This window comes from Aeromonas dhakensis (assembly GCF_000820305.1).
In the GTDB taxonomy this organism is placed as follows: domain Bacteria; phylum Pseudomonadota; class Gammaproteobacteria; order Enterobacterales; family Aeromonadaceae; genus Aeromonas; species Aeromonas dhakensis.
This window is the reverse complement of sequence record NZ_CDBH01000033.1, coordinates 16,480-39,874: the sequence shown is the minus strand read 5'-3', so window position 1 is coordinate 39,874 and position 23,395 is coordinate 16,480. Positions and strand designations below refer to the sequence as shown.

Sequence of the window (23,395 nt, the reverse complement as noted above, 5' to 3'; positions counted from 1 at the left end):
AATGTTGCATATCCGTCTCCTTACCGTGTGAAAGTTGAACAAGTTGCCACAGTCTAAAAAAAGACCGAATTTTATACAAGAACCTCACCCCCCATATGGGGAGGTGAGCCATCTATCAATACTCATCCGGAACAGAGAGCCTGACGCCGTCCCACTCAGATCCCGGACAGCAGCCGAAACTCCTCCAACGCATAGGTGTCCGTCATGCCGCTCACGTAGTCGAGCAGCAGCCGCACCCGGTAATACCACTCCTGCTCGGCCTCCTCGGCAAAACGGGGATCCCGGCTGGCCACCGCCAGTCGATAGGCCTTGAGATGGCGGGCCGACAGGCGATGGTAAAGCCGGCGGGCAAAGAACAGCTCGCTGCCCCCCTGCCCCGCCAGCAGACGCTCAAACTGGCTGGCCGGCAGGGCCAGCAGGCAGGCGTAGGTGGAGAGCACGCCGCGCAAAGCGGCATAGCCCTCCAGCTCCAGCGCCTCCACCTCGGGCCGCATAAACACCAGCTCGCGAGCAACCCGCTTGAGGATGTCGAGCACCCGCGCCGCTGGCGCCTGGCCGTGCAGCAGGGCCTGAGGATAGGCGCCGCTCAGGATCTGGGCGTGCTCACTCACATAGGTGCTGGCGGCCAGCGCTACCAGATCCCGGGTCAGCTGTTGGCGGAAATGGGGAAAGAAGCCGCGATCCGAGTCGACGACCGCACTCAGCAACGCCGCCATGTAGTCACCGCCATCCGCCTCCCGCAGCGCCTGCAGCAGCTCGCCGAGGCCGAGGATGCGCCGATCCACCGCATCTTCCAGATCCGCGATGCAGTAGGAGATGTCGTCCGCCGCCTCCATGATGTAGACCAGCGGGTGACGACAGCCGGCGGCCAGCCCCAGGCTCTGGCCGAGGGCGCTGTAGAGGGGTTGTTCGCTGAAGAAGATGCCGCGCTTGCTGCTCCAGCCATGATGCTGGCCATAGTAGGGGGTTGCCTGCCGGCCCGCCGGCGGTTGCTGCGGATATTTGCACAGTGCCGCCAGCTGCCCCAGGGTCAGATTCAACTCGTGCAGGCTGTGTACCAACCGCAGGCTCTGGGCATTGCCGTCAAACACCAGCAGATCCTGGCGAAGATCGGCCCACTGTGGGCTAGGTGCCTTGCCCAGCGCAGCGGCAAACAGGCCGTCCAACTCCTGCGCCAGCCACTGGCTCATCACCTGCTCGCCAAAGTGGCCGAACGGCGGGTTGCCGACGTCGTGCAACAGGCAGGACATCTCCACCAGATTGACGAAGGCCCCCTCGCACACAGCGCCTGCCGGCAGGGCCGCCAGAACGCGGCGGCTGATCTGGCGACCGGTCTCCTGTACTTCCAGGGAGTGGGTCAGTCGGCTGCGCACCGAGGCCTTCACGTCGAGCGGGAAGACCTGGGTCTTCTGCTGCAGCCGGCGCACCGGCGCCGCCTGCACGATACGGGCGCGATCCTGCTCGGTCGCCTCCAGCAATTCTTCGTCACCCCTGGGATGGATCCGCTCGGGGGTAATCAAACGGCTATACATGTTGCAGCTCCTTGCCAGCGCAGCGCGTTTATGAGAGCAGCCAGCGCCGCAGGCGGGCGATATCGCCCGGGTACTCCCGACGCAGCGTCTCAATCCAGTCTTCCACGTTCTCCCACCAGGCCGGATGATCCGGACTCTGGATCAGCTGGGCCGTCTGCTGCAGCCGGCGCAGGCCGATGGAGCCCGCCGCCCCCTTGATCTTGTGCGCCTCCTCCACCACGCCGGCCTGATCCCGGGCAATCATGTTGGAGTCGAGCACCGCCATGTAGTCGGGCATCATCTTCTCGAACAGATCGACGCTGGAGAGCAGCACCGGCTTGCCCACGGTATCGGCATAATCGATGAGGAAGGGCAGGTCCAGCAGTGCATCCTGGCTGACGGTGTCGGCCTGCTCGTCCGCCTCGTCCCCGGCCAGATCGGCAAACAGGTGACCAATCACCTCCCGCACCGCCTTCGAGCCGAGCGGCTTGTTGATCACATCCTGCATGCCGTGATCCCGGTAGTACTGGCGATCGCCGGTGGCGTTGGCGGTGAGTGCCACCATGGGCGGCAAACTTTCGCCGTAGCGCTCGAGCAGCTGTTCCGCCACATCGAACCCCGTCATGTCCGGCAGCTGGATGTCGAGCAGGATCAAGTCGAAATCATCCGGGTTGGCCATGGCCAGCGCCTGGGCGCCATCGCGCGCCACCTTGACCTGATGGCCAAGCTTGCTCAGCAGGGCGCAGGCCACGGTCACGTTGAGCTCGACGTCCTCCACCAGCAGGATGTCGAGGGACGGCATCTCGGGCTCGAGGGCGGCAACCTCTCCTTCGATGCACTCCACCTCCAGCTCGGCGGTGAAGCAGGAACCCTCGCCCGGATCGCTGTCCACGTAGAGCTGGCCACCCATCGCCTGCACCAGCTGGTGGGAGACCGCGAGGCCGATGCCGGTGCCGGTGGCGTGCTTCTTGCCCTGTACCTGATAGTACATGGCGAAGATCTTCTCCTGCTGGGCCCGTGGAATGCCGATGCCGGTATCCTCCACCTCGAAGTGCAGCGCCAGCTTGCCCGGCGCGTCGGCAGCATGGGCGAGGCAGCGTACCGTCACCCCGCCTTCGTCGGTGAACTTCACCGCATTGCCCACCAGGTTCCACAGCACCTGGCGCAGCCGGGTGCCGTCCGCCATCACGAACTGCGGTACCTCGCCATCCCGATCGAAGTGCAGATAGAGCCCCTTCTGCTCCGCCTGGATGCGCGACAGCGTCTCCAGCTCGTCGAGGAAGGCGGGCAGATCGATGCGGGTCGGCGCAATCTCCAACCGGCGCCGATCCAGTTTGTCCAGATCGATGATGTCGTTGAAGATGTTGCCGAGCGTCACCGCGCTCAGGTGAATGGTCTTGAGCTGCTGATGACGTTTGGGATCGAGCGGCGTATCCATCAGCATCCGGCTCAGGCCGACGATGCCGTTGAGCGGAGTGCGCAGCTCGTGGCTGATGGTGGAGATGAAGGTGGTCTTGTCGCGGCTCGCCTTCTCCAGCTTGTCCTGGTACTGCTTGCGCTCGGTGATGTCGCGGCCAAAGCCAAGCAGGCCGAGTCGCTTGCCGAATCGGTCGAAGAAGGGCACCTTGCGCAGCTCGAAGTAGGCCTTGCGGCCATCTGGGTACTCCAGCCACTGCTCATAGGTGAGCGGCTCATTGCTCGCGAAGACCTGCTTGTCGGTCTCCACCACCTTGCTGGCAATGTCGTGTTTGTAGACGTCAAACGGAGTCAGCCCGATGAGTTCGGCCTCCACCTTGCCGGTCAGCTCCTCCATGGCGCGGTTGCAGCCGGAGAACTGCTCGTCTTCGTTGCGGTAGTAGACCAGATCGGGGGAGCAGTCGATGAAGGAGCGCAGCAGGGCGGTGCGCTCGCCCAGATGCAGCTGGGCCTTCTCGCGCTGGAACACCTCGTTCTCCAGATCCTCGATGGCCTGCTGACGCAGGGTCTCGGCCCGGTTGGTCTCGGCGATCTGGGCGTTGAGGCGGCTGATGTTCTCCTGCAGCTGGCTGTTGAGCTCGAGATCCCGCTCGCGCATGTCCTGCAGCTTGCGCACCATGCGGGTCAGCCGCTGGCGGGAATCCTCCAGCTGATCCACCACGATGGAGAGAAAATAGACGGCCCAGGGGGTGACCAGCAGGCCGAAGAAGACCGAGCGCACCAGGTCGACGATGTCCACAGTGCCGCGCAGAAACAGGGTGACCCCCATCTGGATGGAGACGGCCAGCACTATGATGCCGGTGGCCAGGAACATGCTGAATCGCACCAGCCCCAGCTTGGTCATCAGGTCGACGTAATATTGCGCCCAGGATTTTATTTGTTTCATCTTATTGTTTTCTCCCCGATATTCGCCGAACAGAATACCAGCACGACGCGCCGAACTCTTCTGCCGTCGCACGATAAATTATCGATTAACCTCCTCCGCCCGCTGGGGTAGCATGCCGGAGTCAATTCGGTCAGCCCGGATTAAGCCTGGCTGGCTATAATGCCAGGCCGTTCAATTCAACCAACTGATAATTCAGGAGTCTCATCGATGCGCAATCTCACCCTGCTGAGTCTTGGCCTGCTGGCAGCCAATGCCGCCCACGCCGACCTGGGCGAGATCCCCAAGCAGTCAGGCTGGTCCGGCTTTCTGCTGGGCGGGGTCAACGCCGTCAGCTACCAGTCCAACTTCTACGCGGGCGATGACAACCACAGCCGTATCAATGATCTCGGCTCGCCCGACAGCGAGAGCGGCCTGACGCCGCTGCTCAACGCCGACATCCGCTATACCTTCGCCGATACCCGCACCCAGATCTTCCTCGGCAACCTGATCCAGGATGCGGTGCGTTTCGACTTCACCCAGCAGCTCGGCCTGCGCCAGGAGATGGGCGACAAGGGTATCGTCGCCACCTCGCTGGTGTTCAACGTCATGCCGGTCGAGTTGTGGAGCGATCCCTTCGCCACCGGCGTGGACCGAAGCTCGACCGACCTGAAGTCCAAGGGGGCTCGCTTCGCCTGGGACAAGATCTGGGGCAGCAACTTCTACGGCAACCTGACCACCCGGGAGGTGGACATGGACGAGGAGCGCAGTGGCCAGCAGTATGATCAGAGCCACGGCACCCACTACGCCGGCATGCTGGATCGCAACGGCAAGGTGCACGACATGGAGCTCTCCTACCAGTTCCATTTCGGCGGCAACCAGCTGCTGGAGCCGGCCATCCTCTACAAGGAGGCTCGCCTGGACGGCAGCGCCGAGAGCTTCAAGAACACCGGCCTGAAGCTGACCTACGCCAAGCGCGGCCCCCAGTGGTCCTTCGTCAGCAACCTCTACACCGGCAAGCGCAAGTACGACGAGGCGAACCCCATCTTCGGCCAACATGCCGACGCGGACGAATTCGCCGTCAACGGTACCTTCTTCTGGCACAACCTGTTCGGCGTCAAGGCCCTGGCCGCCACCTTCACCGCGGCCTACTCCAATGCCGACTCGGACATCGACTTCTACGACAGCCAGTCCACCCGTTTCAGCACGGGTCTGCTCTACAACTTCTAACGGCGAGCAGCACCAACAAACGAGGCCACCTCATGGGTGGCCTCGTGCATTGGCGGACGGCGGGAAAATCAGATCCCGAGGGAGTCCAGCAGATCGTCGTGGTCGTTGGCCACCGGGGCGGCGGCCGGAGCCGGCTGGGCAGCCTCGCGCTTGGTCTGGGCGATCAGGGCATCCGGATCCAGCTCTTCCTGATCCATGCCGTCGTTGTGGATGCGGATGAACTCGGTCTTGTCCATCGCCAGCTCCAGATAGAAGATGTTGTTGCGGGCGGTGAAGAAGGTGACCCGGCGCGACTCCGGGCTGTCGAGATTGGTATCGACGCTCAGCATCACCTGCTTGTTGAGGGCCAGCATCTTCGGCTGGTTCTGGGTGATGTGGGTCTGCAGATCCCGGCCGACCTTGACGGTGAAGCTGCCGACGATCTGGTTCATCAGCTCGCCCATGACGTTGCTCACCTCGTCCGAGGTGTGGGAGATGGCGAGATCTTCCTTGGATAACCCCATGCTGAGCATATAGCTCTCGTAGAGCTCCATGGCGGCGGAGGCGGAGAAGTTAATCACCACCAGGCCGGAGAAGCCGCCGTCAAACAGCACGAAGCAGCCGATATCCGGCTTGAGGCAAGTCTTGCTGATCCGCTGCACCATGCCGGAGAAACGCACCTGACTCTGGGTTGCCGCACTCAATACATCCGTCACCGAATGGCACAGGCTCAACAGCACGTCCTCTGTGGTCAATACGGTATCATCGTCGGCTCTTGTCACTATCATGGGACCTTCCTGAACATCGAAAATGGGCTTATCTATACCATAACTCTAACAGATAGCGCGGCCCGGGCGTCGAAATAGCGAGCCGCCTCTCACTTGATTCAACTGTCAGTTTCAAGGGGAGTGAATCCAGCCAGATTGGCCAGCTTGCGTCGCCAGCCGGCGGCTTCCCGCTGCAGGGTCGATTCATCATAGGGCAAGGAGGGATGAGCCCCCCAGATGGGGCCAGGCCAGGCCTTGTCGGTACTGAAACGGGCCACGTGGTGCAGATGCAGCTGGGGCACCAGGTTGCCGAGCGCCGCCACGTTGATCTTGTCCGGGCGCAGCGCCTGCTCCATCAGGGTTGCTACCGCGCAGGACTCCTGCATCAGCTGCTGTTGCTGGGCCGGCGCCAGGTGGTGGATTTCCCGCAGATTGGCCACTCTCGGCACCAGGATGAGCCAGGGATACTGGCTGTCCTTGGCCAGCAGGACGCGGCAGAGAGGCAGATCGCCGAGCAGGCGGGTATCCGCCTGCAGGCGACTGTGCAATTCAAACATGAAGACCTCGTTGCAATAAGATGGGCGCTAGACACGATGAGAGCCCCCACGTTACTGCAACGGACGGCAAACTTAAAGCCGCGGCACGGCCCAGCTGACAAAGCGCTTGCGCAGGGCCGGATCCGCCTTGAGGAAGAGTTGCTGCAACTGCCCCTCCAGCTCGCTGGCCGCTACCGGTGCAACCTCGCTGGCGACCACGGCCGCAGGAAGTGCAGAACCAGAAGCCGCCGTCAGCGCCGCCTTGCCACCGCGCTGGTTGTATTCGGCCAGCTTGGCACGCCAGTCCATGCCGATCAGCATGCCGCTGGTCACCAGCGCATCCTGCTCGCTCGCCATCACCTTGCCATCGGCCTGCAGCCCCATGACGGGAGACTTGGCATACTGCGCCATGCCCCGCTCATCCCTCGGCAAGTTGGCGACCAGCTGTAATTGTTGCTGGCTCGCCTGATAGCGCAGCACCTGCGGCGCGGAGCGCAGCTGGCGGTCATTCTCGCTGCTGCTGCGACTCGGGATCACCCCTTCATAACGCACCAGCAGCTGCTGCTCGCCATCCGGCAGGGTGGCGTGCTGCTCGTCGTGCAGGGTGCCGGCGCTCACCGCCAGGATCTGAAAATCCGCCGGCACCGTCACCTCAACCGCAGCATGCGCCGAGCCTGTGCCCAGCATCATGTTCATGCCCAGTGCGGCGCACAGCAGCGACACACGGTTTTTATATCGACAACCCTTCATCTTCGTTCATCTTCCTGATCGCGTTGATGGGCGCAGGCTAGCAGCCGAAGATGACAGAAAAATAACGGCAGTTCAGAGCAGGTAGTGGGGCCGCTCGGCAAACCACTGGGCCAGCACCTGCTTGAACAGCCGGATCTTGCGCGGCACCCGCCGCTGCTGGGCATGCAGGATATGAAGCGGGTGCAGACCGCTGTGCCAGCCGTCGAGCACGGTCACCAGCTCCCCCGCCGCCAGCAGGGCATCCACCGCAACCAGCGGACACTTGGCATAGCCCAGTCCCGCCCGGGCCAACTGCAGCGCCGTGCTGTAGTGATTGGCCCGCACCTTGCCTTGCACCAGGATGTGCGCCTCCTCCCCCTCCCGGCTGAAGTGCCACTGCTCCCAGGCCGGGTTGCTCCCCATGAGCAGGCAGGCACGGCCGCTGAGCTCATAAGGGGTGGCCGGCTTGCCCTCCCTTGCCACCAGTGTAGGGCTCGCCACCACCACATCCCTGAGCCGCCCCAGCGGCATGGCCACCAGGTTGTCAGGCACCTCGCTCATGGCGCGCAGGGCGATGTCATGCTCACCCTGACTCATGTCGACCATCTGATTGGTGAAGTTGAGCTCGACCGCAACCCCGGGGCAGAGCTCGGCAAAGCGAGCCAGCAGCTCGCTCACCATGCGATCGCCGGCGCTGATCGGGCAGGTGAAGCGCAGCCGGCCGCCATCCTCCTCGGTCAGAGCCTGGATATCCTGCTCCGCCTGGCGAGCCAGCGCGAAGATCTCCCCCGCCTGCAGGTAGAGGGTGGAACCCGCCTCGGTCAGGCTGAGCCGGCGGGTGGTGCGTTGCAGCAACTGGGCATTGAGAGAGGACTCCAGCGCACTGACATGACGGCTCAGCATCCCCTTGCTCACCCCCAGCGCATCGGCGGCGGCGGAGAAACTGCCCCTTTGTACCACTTCGTAAAAACTGGCCAGATGGGCGATGTCCATCATTAGCTCCAATTTGGAAACAATGGGTTTATTTTACGCGCTTTTTCCCCTTTTTTAGCGCGCTAGAATCAACACATCCCAACCAGGAGTGACTGAGATGAAGATTGTGATTGTGGGTGCCTCCGGCACCATAGGCTCTGCTGTCAGCGACTTGCTTGCCAAGGATCACCAGGTGATCCGGGTCGGCCACAGCCAGGGGGATGCCAGGGTCGACATGCGCGATCCCGCCTCCATCAGGGGGCTGTTTGCCAAGCTGGGGCAGTTCGATGCGTTGGTGGTGGCCAGCGGCAGCGCCGCGTTCAACGCCCTGACCGAGATGACCGATGAAGAGTGGCAGCTGGGGATCCAGAGCAAACTGATGGGCCAGATCAACCTGACCCGTGCCGCCATCCCCCACCTCAACGACAGGGGCTCCATCACCCTGATCAGCGGCATCCTGAGCGAGGAACCCATCAACTGGGGCGCCAGCGTCACCACCATCAACGGCGCCGTCGAGCACTTCGTCAAGGCGGCCGCCTGCGAACTGCCGCGGGGCCTGCGCATCAACGTGGTGAGCCCGACCGTGCTGGCGGAGTCGATGGACAAATACGCCAGCTTCTTCCCGGGCTTCGTCCCCGTGCCCGCCGCCAAGGTGGCGCAGGCCTACCAGAAGTCGGTACTGGGCGTACAGACCGGCCAGGTGTTCAGGGTCAACGGCTGATCACCCCCTCGTTGTGACCAGCCCGACACGGCAAGAAAAACGGGCCCCGTGATGGGGCCCGTTCCATTGCTGCCAACATGCCGACTTGCCGCTGGCCGATGGCAAACGTTTGTTTTTACGGCAACAAAAAAGGCGGTACGCCTCAGTCGATCAGCCCGTACTGCTCGCGCAGCACCTCGATGATCTCCTGCTTCGGATTGGCACTGCGAACCAGCGGCTGACCGATGATCTTCTCGGCGATCCCCACGTAGGTGTTGGAGATGTCCATCATCACCTCGGTCGGCAACTTGTTGTCGCGGGCCAGGGCGAAGCGCTCGGGCATGCGGTGCTTGTTGAGCAGGATGTCCGGATCCGGGAAGTGATTGAGCAACCACTGGCGGAAGCCCTCTTTCGACTTCTCGACGATCTGGCCGTCGCGCAGGGCGGCGCCGTCCCAGATGCGGGAGCTGTCAGGGGTGCCCACTTCATCCATGTAGATGAGTTTTTCGTTGCCGGCGGCATCCTGGACGTAGCCAAACTCGAACTTGGTGTCGACGAAGACCTGATCCAGCTCGGCCAGTGCGTCGCTGATGACGTTGAAGCCCTCTTTGAGCAGCACTTCGTAGCGGTCGATGTCGGCCGGCTTGCTGAAGTTGAAGCCCTGGTAGTGGCGCTCGATGTCGGCACGGGAGACGTTGACGTCATCGGCTTCCGGCACGCCGTCCAGCCCTTTCAGCACGCCCTTGGTGGAGGGGGTGATGAGGATCTCGGGCAGCTTCTGATCCTTTTTCAGTCCTTCCGGCAGGGTGATGCCGCAGAACTCGCGCTCGCCATCCTTGTAGGCACGCCACATGGAGCCGGTGATGTACTGGCGGGCAATCGCCTCGATCATCACAGGGCGGGCTTTTTGCACGATCCAGACGAAGGGATGGGGGATGTCCAGGATATGGCTGTCGGCCAGTCCCTTCTCCTTGAACAGCTTGAACCAGTGGCTGGAGATGGCGTTGAGCGCAGCCCCTTTGCCCGGCACACCGTTGAGCCCGTCCACACCCTGCCAGATGCAGTCGAAGGCCGAGATCCGGTCGCTGATCACCATGATGGCGAGCGGCGCATCCGCCGGCACGTCGTAACCCTTCTCGCGGATGAGGCGGGCACTGTCTGCGGCGGTCAGCCAGTAGACGCTGCGCACCTTGCCGGAATGGACGGGTTTATCGGTACGGATCGGCAAATCATCGTTCACCGCCAATACTTGGTCTGCAAGACTCATGGCTAATAACACTTCCTGTTTGTGGGGGGTTAACATAACAAAACAGGGGCACAAGGCCCCTGTTTCTATTCTGTTTTTGCAGCTTGGTCAGCCAGGCCCTTGGCGAATGCCTCGGACAGGCTGATGTACATCTGGGAGATGACACCGGACGACACGGGCTTCTTGTCCTTGTCGAACAGGGTGATGGAGGTCTTGCCCCCCGCCATCTCGCCAAGCTGGAAGCGATACTTGTCTTCGTCCAGCTTGAACGGCTCGCTGCCCTTGGCCTTCCAGAACTCGCTGCCCGGCTCGTCGTACTCCACGTCGATCCAGCCCAGCGACTGCTGGGTATCCTTGATGGTGAAGCCGTAGGCCGGCAGCACCTGATTGAGACGACGCCACACCTGGTCAAACGAGCCATCGACGATCCAGGCGCTCAGCTCGTTGTTGTCCAGACCCAGCTCCAGCCCCATGCCATCGTTGGCCTTGTGCTGCTCGCGGGACTTGAGCTGCTTGTCGTAGTAGAGCGAGAACTGGTTGAGGGCCCGGGTCGCGTAGCGCTGGGCATCCGCCGGGGTCAGCTCCTTGCTGGTCTCGCCATCGATGGTCTCTTCATGATCCAGTACCCGGACCGACATGTTGACGGCGTGGCGCTGGGGATCGTTGCGCAGGGTGAACTGGTAGCGCTGGCGAATGACGAAGTCGTCGTCCTCTTCGCTCCAGCCGTCGAGCGCCTTGGTATTGTCAAACCAGCCGGTCTGCAACACGCCGGCCTGCTGGTCCAGCTTCTCGGTGGTGACCTTGTACTGGGCGAGGAAGTTCATCAGGAAGGCCCAGGTATCGCGCTCCACGCTCTGGGAGGTGCTGAGAGCGTAGAAGGCCATGGTAGGTTCACCGGCATTGATTACCACCTGGCTGCCCGGTACCACGGTCAGCAGCTGGGCGGGCGGACGCACATCCACCTTGGCCCCCAGGGCGCCGTCACGGCTGCTCTCTGGCAGGGGCGGAATGTCGAAACTGCTGTTAAAGGCGGGGGCACTCAACCCGGCCGGCACTAGGAAAGCACGGCCTTCAAGGCGGGCATCCTCGTACTCGAAACCACGGTTGGCCATCTTGCGTTCCTGGGGTGAGCTACAGGCTGCCAGCACGGCAACGGTCGCCACGCTCAGCACCAGGCGCACTGCATTTCCCTTTCCATTTGCTTTAAACACTCGCCATCAACTCCGCAGTCGTCAGTGCTCGCGCCATCGCCCGCTCGCCCTCGGCAGTGAGGTCGGTGAGCGGCAGACGCAAGGTGGCCGTCGCAATCAATCCCAGCTGGGCGCAGGCCCATTTCACCGGGATGGGGCTCGGTTCGCAGAACAGAGTCTGATGCAACGGCATCAATCGATTGTTGATGTCATGCGCCCGCCCGGCATCGCCGGCCAGCGCAGCACGACACATGTCGGCCATCTGGGCCGCTGCAATATTGGTGGTGACCGAAATGACACCGTCACCGCCTTGCAGCATAAAATCACATCCACTGGCATCATCGCCACTATAAAGTGCGAATTGCGCACCACACAGTTCACGCAGCAGCGGCGTACGGCTCAGATCCCCGGTCGCCTCTTTCAGGCCTATGATGCCGGGCACCCTGGCCAGTCTGGCTACCGTTTCCGGTTTGAGATCGCAACCGGTACGACCGGGCACATTATAAAGAATTTGGGGCAGACCACTAGCCTCGGCGATCGCACAATAGTGACGATAGAGACCTTCCTGGGTGGGTTTGTTGTAATAAGGTGTGACCGAGAGACCCGCTACCACGCCGGTTTCGGCGAAGCGCTTGGCCAGGGCGACGGCATGGGCGGTATTGTTGGAGCCGCAGCCGGCGATGACCGGGATGCGTCCGGCGGCCAGTGCCACGGTTTTCTCCACGACGGCAATGTGCTCCTGCTCGCTCAGGGTCACCGACTCCCCCGTGGTCCCCACCGCGACGATGGCGCTGGTTCCGGCGCTGACATGATACTCGACCAGATTGGCAAGACTGGCCCAATCGACTTCACCTGAAGCCAGCATGGGGGTAACGAGGGCAACAATACTACCGCGCAACATGGATATTTCTCCCGATTTTCAGGGGCGTTATGGTAAAGCTGCCCCCTTGGAAAAACAAGGGAGGCCACGGCCAAGCCGTGTTACCATCCGGCACAAACAGCCGTGCGCAAGCGCCGGAAACTGGCGCCGGAACCGGGCCGCCACCACCCGGCAGGACGCTTGCCACAACGAGATTCTCAGCAGGGTCGCCACGCGGCCGCGCGGGCCAGATCCCTTCGGTCGACGTGCCCGCCGCTCGCATTCGCTACCTGCTAATGGACGAGAGAAGATTTATGACTCATTACCTGGTCGTAACGGCCATCGGCACGGACAGGCCTGGCATCGTCAATGAGGTCACCCGCCACGTCAGTGGTTGTGGCTGCAACATTGTCGACAGCCGTCTTGGCATCTTCGGCAATGAATTCACCTTCATCATGCTGCTGTCCGGTGACTGGAACAGCCTGATGCAGCTCGAGATAAGCCTGCCCCTGCGCAGTCAGGAGTGGGACCTCATCACCATGATGAAACGCACCGAGCGCCACCAGTCGCTGCAATACGACATCAGCGCCAACGCCGAGATCCTGATCCGGGACCAGCCGGGCATCGTAAGCCAGTGCACCCAGTTCTTCAGCGATCACGGCTGGGACATCCAGGCCATGCAGACCATCACCCTGGAGCAGCAGCCGTTCAACCTGCTCAAGGCCAGCTTTCAGCTCAATCTGGCCAAGCAGGGAGAGGCGGCCGGCTCGCAGGCGGCCTTCGCCGGATTCTGTCGTGAACTGGGCGCAGAATCGTTCGAATTCATCGTCAACAACAAACACGCCTGACGGCTCATCAAGGAGATCCCATGCAACCTTTATCCGCTGGCAGCCTGGCCCCCGACTTTTCCCTCTCCGACCAGGACGGCAACCAGGTGCGCCTGGCCGACCTGCGCGGCAAGAAAGTGCTCGTCTATTTCTACCCCAAGGCGATGACCCCGGGCTGCACCACCCAGGCCTGCGGTCTGCGCGACGTCAACGCCGAACTGGCCGCCCTCAATGTGGTGGTGCTCGGCATCAGCCCGGATAGCGCCAAGCGGCTGAAAAAATTCGAGGAGCGCGACAACCTGAACTTCCGCCTGCTGGCCGATGAAGATCATGCGGTGGCTGATGCGTTTGGCGTCTGGGGCCCGAAGAAGTTCATGGGCAAGGAGTATGACGGTATCCATCGGCTCAGCTTCCTCATCGACGAAGAGGGCAAGATTGCCCACCGCTTCGACAAGTTCAAGACCAGCGATCACCATCAGGTGGTGCTCGACCTGATCAAGGGCTGAACCACAGATACCGGTACTGCTGATATGGAAAGGGCCTGCAAGCGCAGGCCCTTTTTTATTCGCATGTCGCAGCCCTTCCGCATTGCAGACGGGGGGCACGCGATCTCCCCCATTCGGTCACCTGCCCGGATGAGGGGCGGCAGCCTTGTTGTTTTCCATGGCGGGGCAGTGTGCATCCATAACGGGATGCCTTGGTGACGGATCTTTCGGCACAAGCCAAATGATGCCCTTATTGTTGCGCCAACGGGCCAGAAAGCAAGGCGCCGGCCGTTACATTTAATTAACCAACCCGCGCCTGCGTTGATTTAGCGCCCAGCAATCTCGCCAACCTCCCCTGCCAGATCAAAAAATTCATCCTATATATGGGTTAACGTGACCCCAGTTTCATTTTCCAGTGAGAAAAGCCCATGAACATGAGCCACACCGAACGTCTGATCCTGAGCAACCAGTACGAGATCCTGGCCAAACTCAATCCGGAGAAGGCGGCGTTTTACCAACGGGCCAGCACCATTATCGAGCGCGGCTACTGCCTGCAGATCCTCGAACTGGAGAAGAGCTTCGGTCATCTGGAACTGGCCACCTGCCAGGAGGTGATCGACACCCTGGAGCTGCACCATGCGCTGGCCATCTCCTGGGGCAACCTGGACGCAGCCGATCAGGGCGAAATCAATGCCAGCCGACTGGAGTTCAACGGCTACAGCCGCAGCCAGGAGCGGGAGCTGGCCGACTACGTCTGCTTCCTGCTGGAGGTGGACAAGCGCTTCCCCGAGCTCAAGTGCCCCTGCGACGAGCTCTCCAGCGACATCGCCATGCGTGACAAGTACCAGCGCATGCTGGCGGTCTGGCGCCAGTGCCCGCGCCAGTACAAGCTCTCCATCCAGGAGATCCGCAAGGTATTGGCGGCCTGATCCGGCAGCCATTAAAAAGGCGCCGCGAGGCGCCTTTGTCCGGTTGGCAGGCCGTGGGGCCTCACTCGTAGAGGAAGGATTTGTCCAGCTGCTTGAAGGCGGCGTTGAGGGTATCGGCCAGCTCTTCGTATCTCGGCTGGGCCACCAGCTGGCGCTGACCGCCCTGTTCGTTCATCTTGCCGTTGATCTCGCGATACCAGCTGGCAAGGGAAGGCGGCAACCGGGTATCGGCACGCTGGCCAAGCCAGTAGTAGCCCTGCAGCGGCAGGCTGAGCAGAAACAGCACCGAGGTCATGACGGAAGGCCAGTAGTGCTGCTCGCCAAACTGGAACTGCAGCATGACGCTGAGCACTGCCAGCGCAGGAATCACCTTGAGGGCGAACTCGGTGGCCTTGATCACCCGATTCTCCGGGAACATGGAATTAAGCTCGGGACGGCGGGGCCAAAGGGTCATATAATGACGGCCTTGCTGTAACTTAGTTCCAAAAATGTTCATGCTCATGCTACCTCCGAGCTCTTTTTGAACGTATTAACGGCAAAACCACGACAATATTTGATGCGCAATAACAAAGGTTGAGGATGACTTTGTTATTTTTCAACAATCGGGTTATCCTTTGTACGCCCAATTTTTGCGCCAACGGCCTGCCGTTGAGCCGTCAGGGACGTCTGGATTTCGGGTCTTGTATCACTATACAAGGGGCAAGCAACAGATTGCCAACCCTCATAAGGATAAGTTGAAAGTTTTTGGACACAGCGCGTCCAACGCATCCTCCTACACAACCCAATCTGCGATAGGATTTATTCATGAGTAAGCTGGTTCTTGTTCTTAACTGTGGCAGCTCTTCCCTGAAGTTTGCTGTCATTGACGCAACCACCGGTGATGACCTGCTGTCCGGCCTGGCCGAGTGCTTCAACCTCGACGACGCCCGCATCAAGTGGAAACTGAACGGCGAGAAAGGCAGTGCCGATCTGGGCGCCGGTGCCGCTCACCAGGAAGCGCTGGACTACATCGTCAACAAGATCCTGCCGCTCAACCCGGAGCTGTCCAAGAACCTGATCGCCATCGGCCACCGTGTCGTACACGGCGGCGAGCGCTTCACCTCCTCCGTGCGCATCTGCGACGACGTCATCGCCGGCATCGAAGCCGCCGTACCGTACGCCCCGCTGCACAACCCGGCTCACCTGATCGGTATTCGTGAAGCCCGTCGCGTGTTCCCGGCGCTGGCCGAGAAGAACGTGGCCGTGTTCGACACCGCTTTCCACCAGACCATGCCGGAAGAAGCCTTCCTGTACGCCCTGCCGTACAAACTCTACAAAGAGAACGGCATCCGTCGCTACGGCGCCCACGGCACCAGCCACTACTACATCAGCCTGGAAGCTGCCAAGCAGCTGAACAAGCCGGTGGAAGAGCTGAACATCATCAACTGCCACCTGGGCAACGGCGGCTCCGTCTGCGCCATCAAGAACGGCCAGTCCGTCGACACCTCCATGGGTCTGACCCCGCTGGAAGGTCTGGTGATGGGTACCCGCTCCGGCGACATCGATCCGGCCATCATCTTCTTCCTGCACGACAAGCTGGGCATGAGCGTTGATCAGATCAACACCATGCTGACCAAAGAGTCCGGCCTGCAGGGTCTGACCGAAGTAACTTCCGACTGCCGTTTCGTTGAAGACAACTACGACAGCAAAGAAGAAGCCAAGCGTGCCATGGACGTTTACTGCTATCGCCTGGCCAAATACATCGGCGCCTACGCCGCCGCCATGGACGGTCGTCTGGACGCCGTGGTCTTCACCGGTGGCATCGGTGAAAACTCCGCCCCGATCCGTGAAATCACCCTGAACAAACTGGGTCTGCTGGGCTTCGACGTCGATCACGACGCCAACCTGAAGGCTCGCTTCGGCAAGGGTGGCGAGATCACCAAGGCTGGCTCCACCAAGGCCCTGGTTATCCCGACCAACGAAGAGTGGGTCATCGCCCACGACGCGCTGGAACTGGTCGGCGCATAATTTCGCTGTAGAGCAAGGCCGCCCAAGGGCGGCCTTTTCCTGATCCCAAAAATGAACAAGGGGTATAAAGTGGCACGCACTATTATGCTTATCCCGGTCGGCACTGGTGTCGGCGTAACTTCCGTGAGCCTTGGCGTCGTTCGCGCCATGGAACGTCACGGTGTCAATGTCAGCTTCTTCAAACCGGTCGCTCAGCCGCGTCCGGGTGAAACCGGTACCGAGCGTTCCACCGCCGTGATCCGCGCTGCTGCCAACATCAACCCGCCCGAGCCGTTCGCCCTCTCCTACGCCGAGAACATGATCACCTCCAGCAACACCGACATCCTGCTGGAAGAGATCGTTGCCCGCTTTGAAGAGCACGTGAAGGCCAGCGGTGCCGAAGTGCTGGTCATCGAAGGCATGGTGCCGACCGACAAGCAGCCGTTTGCCAACAAGCTGAACTACGACGTCGCCAAGGCGCTGGACGCCGACATGGTGTTCGTAACCCACCCGGGCAACGACTCCAGCCAGAAGCTGAAAGAGCGCATCGAGCTGGCTTGCTCCAACTTCGGTGGCGTCAGCAACCCCCGCATCGTGGGCTGCGTCATCAACAAGGTGGGCGCACCGGTTGACGAGCACGGCGTGACCCGCCCCGACCTGACCGAGATGTTCGAAGCCCATCACCACGGCGCCGACACCGCTCACAACCTGGAAGTACTGCAGGTATTCGGCAAGAGCCCGCTGCGCATCCTCGGCTGCATCCCCTGGAACACCCAGCTGATCGCCCCGCGCGCCAAGGATCTCGCCAAGCACCTGGCCGCCAAGATCCTGCACAAGGGTGAGCTGGACAGCCGCCGTCTGCAGACCGTGACCTTCTGCGCCCGCTCCATCCACAACATGATCGAGCACTTCCGTCCGGGCAGCCTGCTGGTGACCTCCGGCGACCGTTCCGACGTCATCGTCTCCGCCTGCCTCTCCGCCATGAACGGCGTCAAGCTGGGCGCCCTGCTGCTGACCGGCAACTATCACCCGGAACCCCAGGTGATGGCGCTGTGCCAACAGGCCATGGCTACCGGCCTGCCGATCATGATCACCGGCACCAACACCTGGCAGACCGCCGTCAGCCTGCAGAACTTCAACGTCGACATCCCGGAAGATGACCGCGAGCGGATCGAGCTGGTGCAGGACTATGTGGCAGGCCACATCGACAAGCACTGGATCGAGTCTCTCTCCGCCAAGTCCACCCGTTCCCGTCGCCTGAGCCCGCCGGCCTTCCGTTACCAGCTGACCGAGCTGGCCCGTCAGGCCAACAAGCGCGTCGTGCTGCCGGAAGGGGAAGAGCCGCGGACCATCAAGGCTGCCGCCATCTGTGCCGAGCGCGGCATCGCCCGTCCGGTGCTGCTGGGCAACCCGGAAGAGATCCGTCGCGTCGCCGAACAGCAGGGCGTGGTACTGACCGACCGCGTCGAGATCATCGATCCGGTTGCCGTGCGCGAGCGCTATGTGGCCCGTCTGGTCGAGCTGCGCAAGAACAAGGGCATGACCGAAGTGGTTGCCCGCGAACAGCTGGAAGACAACGTGGTACTGGGTACCATGATGCTGGAGCGCAACGAGGTCGACGGTCTGGTATCCGGCGCGGTGCACACCACTGCCAACACCATCCGTCCGCCGATGCAGATCATCAAGACCGCCCCGGGCTCTTCCCTGATCTCCTCCATCTTCTTCATGCTGCTGCCGGATCAGGTACTGGTCTACGGTGACTGCGCGATCAACCCGGATCCCACTGCCGAGCAGCTGGCCGAGATCGCCATCCAGTCCGCCGACTCCGCTGCCGCCTTCGGCATCGAGCCGCGTGTAGCCATGATCTCCTACTCCACCGGCACCTCCGGCGCCGGCGCAGACGTAGAGAAGGTGCGTGAAGCGACCGAGCTGGCCAAGGCCAAGCGCCCCGATCTCATCATCGATGGTCCGCTGCAGTACGATGCCGCCATCATGGAGAACGTGGCCAAGTCCAAGGCCCCGAACTCTCCGGTAGCAGGCAAGGCCACCGTGTTCGTGTTCCCGGATCTGAACACTGGCAACACCACCTACAAGGCGGTACAGCGCTCCGCTGACCTGGTCTCCATCGGCCCGATGCTGCAAGGCATGCGCAAGCCGGTCAACGACTTGTCCCGTGGCGCCCTGGTTGACGACATCGTCTACACCATCGCCCTGACCGGTATTCAGGCAGCCCAGGCCGAGTAATCGTCCGAGGCTCTGCCTGCTGAAAAACCCGCCGCAAGGCGGGTTTTTTTATGGCTGATTTGGGGAAATGTTGATCCACAAGATCAAATCGGGATCCTGGCAGGATCACCTGCTCGGCGACAGGCGCCAGTCCCGCAAGGGCGGCGGGATAAGCAAACACTCACACCCGCCAGAGTCGATTGCACAATTGCGCCCCAGCGCAGATCAGATCCAAATATCCTTTTAAGATCAGCACACTAACGCCAGACACACCGCTAATCTACAGAGTTTTCCACAGCTTTTGTGGATAGTTTACCGATCATTTGAAAGAAAATGACAGACTCGTGTCAGCCCTCCACTCCACCAAGCGCCCACAAGAAAGGGGCTCCCCTGAGCCCCTTTAATCTGCCTGCTGCCAAGCGATGGCTCAGGGACGCAGCGCCTTGTCGGCGCGGGAGATGCCACACACTCCGGAGCGCACCACTTCGACAATCTCGTTGGTCTGGGCGGCGGTCTTGATGAAGGCATCCAGCTTCTCGCTGGTCCCCACCAGCTGCACCGTGTAGAGCTCGGGGGTGACGTCGACGATCTGGCCGCGGAAGATATCCGCCAGCCGTTTCAGCTCGTCGCGACCACCACCGGCGGCGCGCGCCTTGACCAGGGCGATCTCCCGCTCGATGTGCTCCCCTTCGCTAAGATCACACACCTTGAGCACGTCCACCAGCTTGTGCAGCTGTTTCTGGATCTGCTCCAGCACCCGCTCGTCCCCCATGGTGACGATGGTCATGCGCGACAGGGTGGGATCCTCGGTGGGGGCCACCGTTAGGGTCTCGATGTTGTAGCCGCGCTGGGAGAAGAGGCCCACCACACGGCTCAGGGCGCCGGATTCGTTCTCCAGCAGAACGGAAATTATATGTCTCATCAGGTTCTCTCCGTCTTGCTCAGCCACATCTCGTCCATGGCACCGAACTTTATCTGCATTGGATAGACGTGCTCATCCGGGTCGACCGAGATGTCCATGAACACCAGCCGATCCTTCATGGCGAAGGCCTTCTCCATGGCGCTCTCCAGCTCGGCCGGATCGCTCACCGCGATGCCGACATGGCCATAGGCTTCTGCCAGCTTGACGAAGTCAGGCAGGGATTCCATGTAGGAGTGACTGTGGCGACCGCCGTAGAACATCTTCTGCCACTGCTTGACCATGCCAAGGGCGCGGTTGTTGATGGAGATGATCTTGATGGGCACCCCGTACTGCATGCAGGTAGAGAGCTCCTGAATGTTCATCTGCACCGAGCCGTCGCCGGTGACGCAGCAGACCACCGCATCCGGGTTGGCAAACTGGGCCCCCATGGCGGCCGGAATGCCGAACCCCATGGTGCCGAGGCCGCCGGAGTTGATCCACTGGCGCGGCTTGGCGAACGGGTAGTAGAGGGCGGCAAACATCTGGTGCTGACCCACGTCGGAGGCCACGAACGCCTCCCCCTTGGTCACCTTGTAGAGGGTCTCGATCACCTGCTGCGGCTTGATCAGGGTGGGGTGGGTCTCATAGGCCAGGCAGTTGCGCGAACGCCACTGGCCGATCTGGCTCCACCAGTCCGCCAGCGCCTGCTTGTCGTTGTCAAAACCGCATTCGCGGATCACTTCCAGCATCTGCTCCAGCACGGTTTCCACCGAACCGACGATGGGCACGTGGGCCTGCACCGTCTTGGAGATGGAGGTGGGATCGATGTCGATGTGGACTATGGTGGCGTTGGGACAGAACTTGGCCACATTGTTGGTGACGCGGTCATCGAAACGGGCACCCACGGCGAAGATGAGATCCGCGTTGTGCATGCTCTTGTTCGCTTCGAAGGTACCGTGCATGCCGAGCATGCCGATGAACTGCGGATGGGTGCCAGAGAAGGCCCCCAGCCCCATCAGGGTGGTGGTCACCGGCAGGTTCAGCAGCTCGGCCAGCTTGGTCACCAGGTGATCCGCATTGGCATTGATGGCACCGCCACCGACATACATCACCGGCCGGCTCGCCTCCACCAGCAGCTTGGCGGCACGCTTGATCTGGCCCTTGTGACCCGACTTGGTCGGGTTGTAGGAGCGCAGGGAGACCGTCTCCGGGTACTCGTAGGGGAATTTTTCTTTCGGGTTCTGCACGTCTTTGGGCAGATCCACCACCACCGGCCCCGGGCGGCCGCTGGCGGCAATGTAGTAGGCCTTCTTGATGGCCTCGGGAATGTCGCTGGCTTTCTTACACAGGAAGCTGTGCTTCACCACCGGGCGGGAGATGCCGATCATGTCGGTCTCCTGGAACGCATCCTCCCCGATCATGCTGGTCGGCACCTGGCCGGACAGGATCACCAGGGGAATGGAGTCCATGTAGGCGGTCGCGATCCCCGTGATGCAGTTGGTGGCACCGGGACCCGAGGTCACCAGCACTGTGCCCACCTTGCCGGTGGAGCGGGCGTAACCGTCCGCCATGTGCACCGCGGCCTGCTCGTGCCGCACCAGGACATGCTCCATCTTGCCGTTTTCAAAGAGAGCGTCATAGATGTCGAGCACTGAGCCACCAGGGTAGCCGAAAACGTGCTCAACTCCCTGATCTTCCAGCGCTCTAACCACCATCTGGGCGCCTGATAACATCTCCATGATAAAGCCCTCCAGGCTTTGCTCCGTTAAGCGAAAGCTATCGGCAGTCCGCTGCTTCCCGGCACCGCCGGCCCGTGCGTTGTTGTTGTCTGAATACGGACCCGGCGAGTTCGGCGCTGTCGATAGTAGAAAAATAGGTTTTTTCCATCATTCACCCGCAAAGCGGGTGAAAAACCAACTTAACCCGCTTGTGAACGGTTGTCCACGGCTTTGTCTGACCACAACAGTCATAAATTTCAAACAACTATTAACATTCAGTGACTTGCTGGAAAGGGTGGGAACAATGCGGGGAAGATGGGTGGCAAGCCAGCGGATCATGCTGCAACAGCCGCCAAAAGCGGAAAAAAAATGGCCCACCGCCAGGGTGGGCCTTGGTGGCAGGCTGCGGATCAGTGATCCTGTTCCGGCTCCGCCAGCCAGATCTGCTGATCCGGATCCGTCTCTTCGCAGACCGAGATGCTGACCCCCATGTCCAGCAGCTCGTGCAGGGTGAGATTGTCCGCCAGGTTCATGGTGTCGCCGTTTTCATTGGTAAAGCGCATGGTGTCCGTCCTCTCCTTGGTGGGATCCCTCTCAGTCTAGTCAAAGGCGCTCACTTGCGATAACCAGCAACTGCTGAGGGCACTCCCCTCCTCCAGCTCGCTCAGCCGATCGCACACCTCCTCCGGAAACAGGGTTCGGGCCCACAGCCGGCGGGAGAGATCCGCCACGCTCTCCTGGGTGCCGGCGGCGAGCCAGCCGGCCAGCTCCCCCGCCACATCGGGGTAGCAGATCTGGCCCGGGGCCGTCGCATCCAGCCAGGCCCGCACCGCGTTGGCATCGAGCGCATCCATCAGCCGCGCCAGCCCCATCAGTTCCAGGGTCTTGCTGTTGGTCAGCTGCTCGAACTGGCCTCCCAGCGGCTTGACCAGCAGCTTTTTGCCAAGGGAGAGCGCCTCCGAGGCGAGCTCGAAACCACCGTTGGTGATGACCCCGCGACAGCCGGCCAGCACCTGCTTGAACGCCTCACGGGCCTGTGGCTCGAAGCGGATGTTGCGCCACTGGCTGGCACTGCGAATGGCCGGATGAAAGCAGACGAAGCGTTGCTGGTTGAAGCGCGACAACAGGGCCGCGATCGCCTCGGTCTGCTCGAACGGCAGATAGACCAGGATCTGCTGGTTGTCGGGCCCATGGCTGATGGGATCTATGATGGGCGGCAACAGGGGCTGGCCGAAGTGAAACCAGTGCAGCCCGAGCGACTGGCGCACCGGCGCGAAGTGGCGCATCAGCTGGCGGTTGAAGCCGCTCTCCCCCCAGCGTGGAATGGGCCAGTCGAAACTCGCCTGATGGCTGATGGTGAGGCTCGGCTTGTCCCAGCGGCGAGCGGCATGGGCGCTGATAGGTTCGAAATCGCTGATGACGAGGTCGTAGTCACGACAATCGAGCGCTCGCATGTCGCGCCAGAAGCGCAGGGGCGAGAGCCCCTTGAGGGTGCGCCAGTTCGAGATGGCCCCCTCATGGCTGACAAAGGTGATGCCGGGAAAGGTGCGGTAGTCGCCGAATTCGGCCATCTCGAAGTAGCCGTCCGCAGGGCGGCCGCTGAACAGATAGTCCACCGCGAGACCACGGACCCGCAAGGCCCGCGCCAGGGTACGGCTGCGACTGATGTGGCCGTTGCCGGTCCCCTGCACACCGAACAGTATCTTCATCCCTGCCCCCACATGAGCGCCAGCAGGGCGCAGCCACCGCCGAGCAGGGCGCCGGCCACCAGATCGCTCAGATAGTGGACCCCCAGCAGCAAACGGGATGCCCCCACCAGCGCGGCCCAGACGAACAGCAGCGGCGCCCAGAGCGGGAAGCTGGCCGCCAGCACGGTTGCCATCAGGAAGGCGGCGGCGGTGTGGCCCGAGGGCAGACTGTAGCGGTCGGAGGGGGTGATGAAGACCGGCAGCCCCACCGGGCGCTGGCGTTTGAGGGCATTCTTGAGCAGCAGGTAGAGCGGCAGCTCGAGGGCGAAGGCGAGCAGTGCCAGCTTCACCAGCTCGCGCTCGGCGTCCCCCTGCCACCAGAGCAGGGCCGCCAGCACGGCGTAGAGCGGGCCGTCACCGGTACGGGAGATGAGCCGGCTGATCCTGGCCTGTGGCCGGTTGTAGGCGTGGAGCAGGCAGATGCGGCACACCTGCAGGTCCCATTGCTGGATCTTGTTCATAACCCCTCCTTCCCTAGCGTCTCAGAGCAGACTAGGGCGGCGGGGTGACACTTGGTTGAC

The 23,395-nt window shown here is 61.8% G+C and carries 22 protein-coding genes; 7 read left to right on the top strand and 15 right to left on the bottom strand.

Annotated features, from left to right (window positions below; genetic code table 11):
- Positions 1-155: 155 nt before the first annotated feature.
- On the bottom strand, positions 156-1,532 hold the full coding sequence (gene dgt, locus BN1143_RS08350) for a dGTPase (protein ID WP_042050264.1): 1,377 nt from the start codon (positions 1,530-1,532) through the stop codon (positions 156-158).
- Positions 1,533-1,560: 28 nt separating this feature from the next.
- Positions 1,561-3,873: an aerobic respiration two-component sensor histidine kinase ArcB gene (gene arcB / locus BN1143_RS08345; RefSeq protein WP_042050263.1), complete on the bottom strand. Its 2,313-nt coding sequence runs from the start codon at positions 3,871-3,873 to the stop codon at positions 1,561-1,563.
- Between the two features lie 207 nt (positions 3,874-4,080).
- On the opposite strand from arcB, the gene BN1143_RS08340 reads away from it, so the two are divergent.
- Positions 4,081-5,079 (top strand): DUF2860 family protein, encoded by a 999-nt coding sequence (locus tag BN1143_RS08340; RefSeq protein WP_010634959.1) that lies wholly within the window; start codon positions 4,081-4,083, stop codon positions 5,077-5,079.
- Positions 5,080-5,147: 68 nt separating this feature from the next.
- Here BN1143_RS08340 and BN1143_RS08335 read toward each other — a convergent pair whose 3' ends face one another.
- From BN1143_RS08335 to BN1143_RS08320, 4 genes are all read right to left on the bottom strand, one after another.
- A complete protein-coding gene (locus BN1143_RS08335) occupies positions 5,148-5,846 on the bottom strand; it encodes a DUF3334 family protein (protein WP_010634960.1) in 699 nt (232 codons plus the stop codon).
- Between the two features lie 98 nt (positions 5,847-5,944).
- Positions 5,945-6,382, bottom strand: a complete 438-nt coding sequence (locus BN1143_RS08330; RefSeq protein ID WP_017763836.1) for an HIT domain-containing protein — start codon at positions 6,380-6,382, stop codon at positions 5,945-5,947.
- Positions 6,383-6,454: 72 nt separating this feature from the next.
- Positions 6,455-7,111, bottom strand: a complete 657-nt coding sequence (locus tag BN1143_RS08325) for a DUF2057 domain-containing protein (RefSeq protein WP_042050262.1) — start codon at positions 7,109-7,111, stop codon at positions 6,455-6,457.
- A 72-nt stretch (positions 7,112-7,183) separates the two neighbouring features.
- Entirely contained in the window at positions 7,184-8,083 is a 900-nt protein-coding gene (locus BN1143_RS08320) for a LysR family transcriptional regulator (RefSeq protein WP_017782125.1), read from the bottom strand.
- 97 nt (positions 8,084-8,180) lie between these two features.
- On the opposite strand from BN1143_RS08320, the gene BN1143_RS08315 reads away from it, so the two are divergent.
- Entirely contained in the window at positions 8,181-8,783 is a 603-nt protein-coding gene (locus tag BN1143_RS08315) for a short chain dehydrogenase (protein WP_042050261.1), read from the top strand.
- 142 nt (positions 8,784-8,925) lie between these two features.
- On the opposite strand, the gene BN1143_RS08310 is transcribed toward BN1143_RS08315, so the two are convergent.
- From BN1143_RS08310 to dapA, 3 genes are all read right to left on the bottom strand, one after another.
- Positions 8,926-10,029 (bottom strand): phosphoribosylaminoimidazolesuccinocarboxamide synthase, encoded by a 1,104-nt coding sequence (locus tag BN1143_RS08310; protein WP_010634965.1) that lies wholly within the window; start codon positions 10,027-10,029, stop codon positions 8,926-8,928.
- Between the two features lie 65 nt (positions 10,030-10,094).
- Positions 10,095-11,219, bottom strand: a complete 1,125-nt coding sequence (bamC, locus tag BN1143_RS08305) for an outer membrane protein assembly factor BamC (protein WP_082038484.1) — start codon at positions 11,217-11,219, stop codon at positions 10,095-10,097.
- Complete coding sequence (dapA, locus tag BN1143_RS08300) at positions 11,212-12,099, bottom strand: 4-hydroxy-tetrahydrodipicolinate synthase (protein WP_005304320.1); 888 nt, start codon at positions 12,097-12,099, stop codon at positions 11,212-11,214. Before dapA ends, bamC begins: the two co-directional genes overlap by 8 nt.
- A 272-nt stretch (positions 12,100-12,371) precedes the next feature.
- Here dapA and BN1143_RS08295 point away from each other — a divergent pair, with 272 nt between their 5' ends.
- The 3 genes from BN1143_RS08295 (at position 12,372) to BN1143_RS08285 (ending at position 14,298) form a co-directional block, all read left to right on the top strand.
- Positions 12,372-12,905 (top strand): glycine cleavage system transcriptional repressor, encoded by a 534-nt coding sequence (locus BN1143_RS08295; RefSeq protein WP_005304323.1) that lies wholly within the window; start codon positions 12,372-12,374, stop codon positions 12,903-12,905.
- Between the two features lie 20 nt (positions 12,906-12,925).
- Entirely contained in the window at positions 12,926-13,390 is a 465-nt protein-coding gene (gene bcp / locus BN1143_RS08290) for a thioredoxin-dependent thiol peroxidase (protein WP_042050259.1), read from the top strand.
- A 407-nt stretch (positions 13,391-13,797) separates the two neighbouring features.
- On the top strand, positions 13,798-14,298 hold the full coding sequence (locus tag BN1143_RS08285) for a YfbU family protein (protein ID WP_024942265.1): 501 nt from the start codon (positions 13,798-13,800) through the stop codon (positions 14,296-14,298).
- A gap of 61 nt (positions 14,299-14,359) precedes the next feature.
- Here the strand turns inward: BN1143_RS08285 and yfbV are convergent, their stop codons facing one another.
- Positions 14,360-14,800 carry a terminus macrodomain insulation protein YfbV gene (gene yfbV / locus BN1143_RS08280; RefSeq protein ID WP_017779105.1) on the bottom strand — a complete coding sequence of 147 codons (441 nt, stop codon included), beginning with the start codon at positions 14,798-14,800 and terminating at the stop codon, positions 14,360-14,362.
- A gap of 302 nt (positions 14,801-15,102) precedes the next feature.
- On the opposite strand from yfbV, the gene BN1143_RS08275 reads away from it, so the two are divergent.
- On the top strand, positions 15,103-16,305 hold the full coding sequence (locus tag BN1143_RS08275; protein WP_005304335.1) for an acetate kinase: 1,203 nt from the start codon (positions 15,103-15,105) through the stop codon (positions 16,303-16,305).
- A 51-nt stretch (positions 16,306-16,356) separates the two neighbouring features.
- Positions 16,357-18,528, top strand: coding sequence for a phosphate acetyltransferase (pta, locus tag BN1143_RS08270; RefSeq protein ID WP_017763828.1), 2,172 nt, complete (start codon positions 16,357-16,359; stop codon positions 18,526-18,528).
- Between the two features lie 406 nt (positions 18,529-18,934).
- On the opposite strand, the gene ilvN is transcribed toward pta, so the two are convergent.
- From ilvN to BN1143_RS08250, 5 genes are all read right to left on the bottom strand, one after another.
- Complete coding sequence (ilvN, locus tag BN1143_RS08265; RefSeq protein WP_005304342.1) at positions 18,935-19,429, bottom strand: acetolactate synthase small subunit; 495 nt, start codon at positions 19,427-19,429, stop codon at positions 18,935-18,937.
- The gene (locus BN1143_RS08260) at positions 19,429-21,147 is read right to left on the bottom strand and encodes an acetolactate synthase 3 large subunit (RefSeq protein WP_010634971.1); all 1,719 of its coding nucleotides are present in this window, start codon (positions 21,145-21,147) and stop codon (positions 19,429-19,431) included. Before BN1143_RS08260 ends, ilvN begins: the two co-directional genes overlap by 1 nt.
- Positions 21,148-21,536: 389 nt before the next feature.
- Positions 21,537-21,689 (bottom strand): hypothetical protein, encoded by a 153-nt coding sequence (locus tag BN1143_RS21845; protein WP_005304348.1) that lies wholly within the window; start codon positions 21,687-21,689, stop codon positions 21,537-21,539.
- A gap of 36 nt (positions 21,690-21,725) precedes the next feature.
- A complete protein-coding gene (locus BN1143_RS08255; RefSeq protein ID WP_042050258.1) occupies positions 21,726-22,835 on the bottom strand; it encodes an MJ1255/VC2487 family glycosyltransferase in 1,110 nt (369 codons plus the stop codon).
- The gene (locus BN1143_RS08250; protein WP_042050257.1) at positions 22,832-23,335 is read right to left on the bottom strand and encodes a phosphatase PAP2 family protein; all 504 of its coding nucleotides are present in this window, start codon (positions 23,333-23,335) and stop codon (positions 22,832-22,834) included. The genes BN1143_RS08255 and BN1143_RS08250 overlap by 4 nt, the downstream gene beginning before the upstream one ends.
- Positions 23,336-23,395: the final 60 nt, after the last annotated feature.

Bases quoted from the DNA above. Each gene is read 5' to 3' on its own strand.
- BN1143_RS08250 (WP_042050257.1), bottom strand. From the start codon at position 23,335: ATGAACAAGATCCAGCAATGGGACCTGCAGGTGTGCCGCATCTGCCTG.
- BN1143_RS08285 (WP_024942265.1), top strand. From the start codon at position 13,798: ATGAACATGAGCCACACCGAACGTCTGATCCTGAGCAACCAGTACGAG.
- yfbV (WP_017779105.1), bottom strand. From the start codon at position 14,800: ATGAGCATGAACATTTTTGGAACTAAGTTACAGCAAGGCCGTCATTAT.
- BN1143_RS08320 (WP_017782125.1), bottom strand. From the start codon at position 8,083: ATGGACATCGCCCATCTGGCCAGTTTTTACGAAGTGGTACAAAGGGGC.
- pta (WP_017763828.1), top strand. From the start codon at position 16,357: ATGAACAAGGGGTATAAAGTGGCACGCACTATTATGCTTATCCCGGTC.
- BN1143_RS08315 (WP_042050261.1), top strand. From the start codon at position 8,181: ATGAAGATTGTGATTGTGGGTGCCTCCGGCACCATAGGCTCTGCTGTC.
- BN1143_RS08295 (WP_005304323.1), top strand. From the start codon at position 12,372: ATGACTCATTACCTGGTCGTAACGGCCATCGGCACGGACAGGCCTGGC.
- ilvN (WP_005304342.1), bottom strand. From the start codon at position 19,429: ATGAGACATATAATTTCCGTTCTGCTGGAGAACGAATCCGGCGCCCTG.
- BN1143_RS08340 (WP_010634959.1), top strand. From the start codon at position 4,081: ATGCGCAATCTCACCCTGCTGAGTCTTGGCCTGCTGGCAGCCAATGCC.
- BN1143_RS08335 (WP_010634960.1), bottom strand. From the start codon at position 5,846: ATGATAGTGACAAGAGCCGACGATGATACCGTATTGACCACAGAGGAC.
- arcB (WP_042050263.1), bottom strand. From the start codon at position 3,873: ATGAAACAAATAAAATCCTGGGCGCAATATTACGTCGACCTGATGACC.
- dapA (WP_005304320.1), bottom strand. From the start codon at position 12,099: ATGTTGCGCGGTAGTATTGTTGCCCTCGTTACCCCCATGCTGGCTTCA.
- BN1143_RS08255 (WP_042050258.1), bottom strand. From the start codon at position 22,835: ATGAAGATACTGTTCGGTGTGCAGGGGACCGGCAACGGCCACATCAGT.
- BN1143_RS08330 (WP_017763836.1), bottom strand. From the start codon at position 6,382: ATGTTTGAATTGCACAGTCGCCTGCAGGCGGATACCCGCCTGCTCGGC.
- BN1143_RS21845 (WP_005304348.1), bottom strand. From the start codon at position 21,689: ATGCGCTTTACCAATGAAAACGGCGACACCATGAACCTGGCGGACAAT.
- dgt (WP_042050264.1), bottom strand. From the start codon at position 1,532: ATGTATAGCCGTTTGATTACCCCCGAGCGGATCCATCCCAGGGGTGAC.
- BN1143_RS08275 (WP_005304335.1), top strand. From the start codon at position 15,103: ATGAGTAAGCTGGTTCTTGTTCTTAACTGTGGCAGCTCTTCCCTGAAG.
- bcp (WP_042050259.1), top strand. From the start codon at position 12,926: ATGCAACCTTTATCCGCTGGCAGCCTGGCCCCCGACTTTTCCCTCTCC.
- BN1143_RS08310 (WP_010634965.1), bottom strand. From the start codon at position 10,029: ATGAGTCTTGCAGACCAAGTATTGGCGGTGAACGATGATTTGCCGATC.
- BN1143_RS08325 (WP_042050262.1), bottom strand. From the start codon at position 7,111: ATGAAGGGTTGTCGATATAAAAACCGTGTGTCGCTGCTGTGCGCCGCA.
- BN1143_RS08260 (WP_010634971.1), bottom strand. From the start codon at position 21,147: ATGGAGATGTTATCAGGCGCCCAGATGGTGGTTAGAGCGCTGGAAGAT.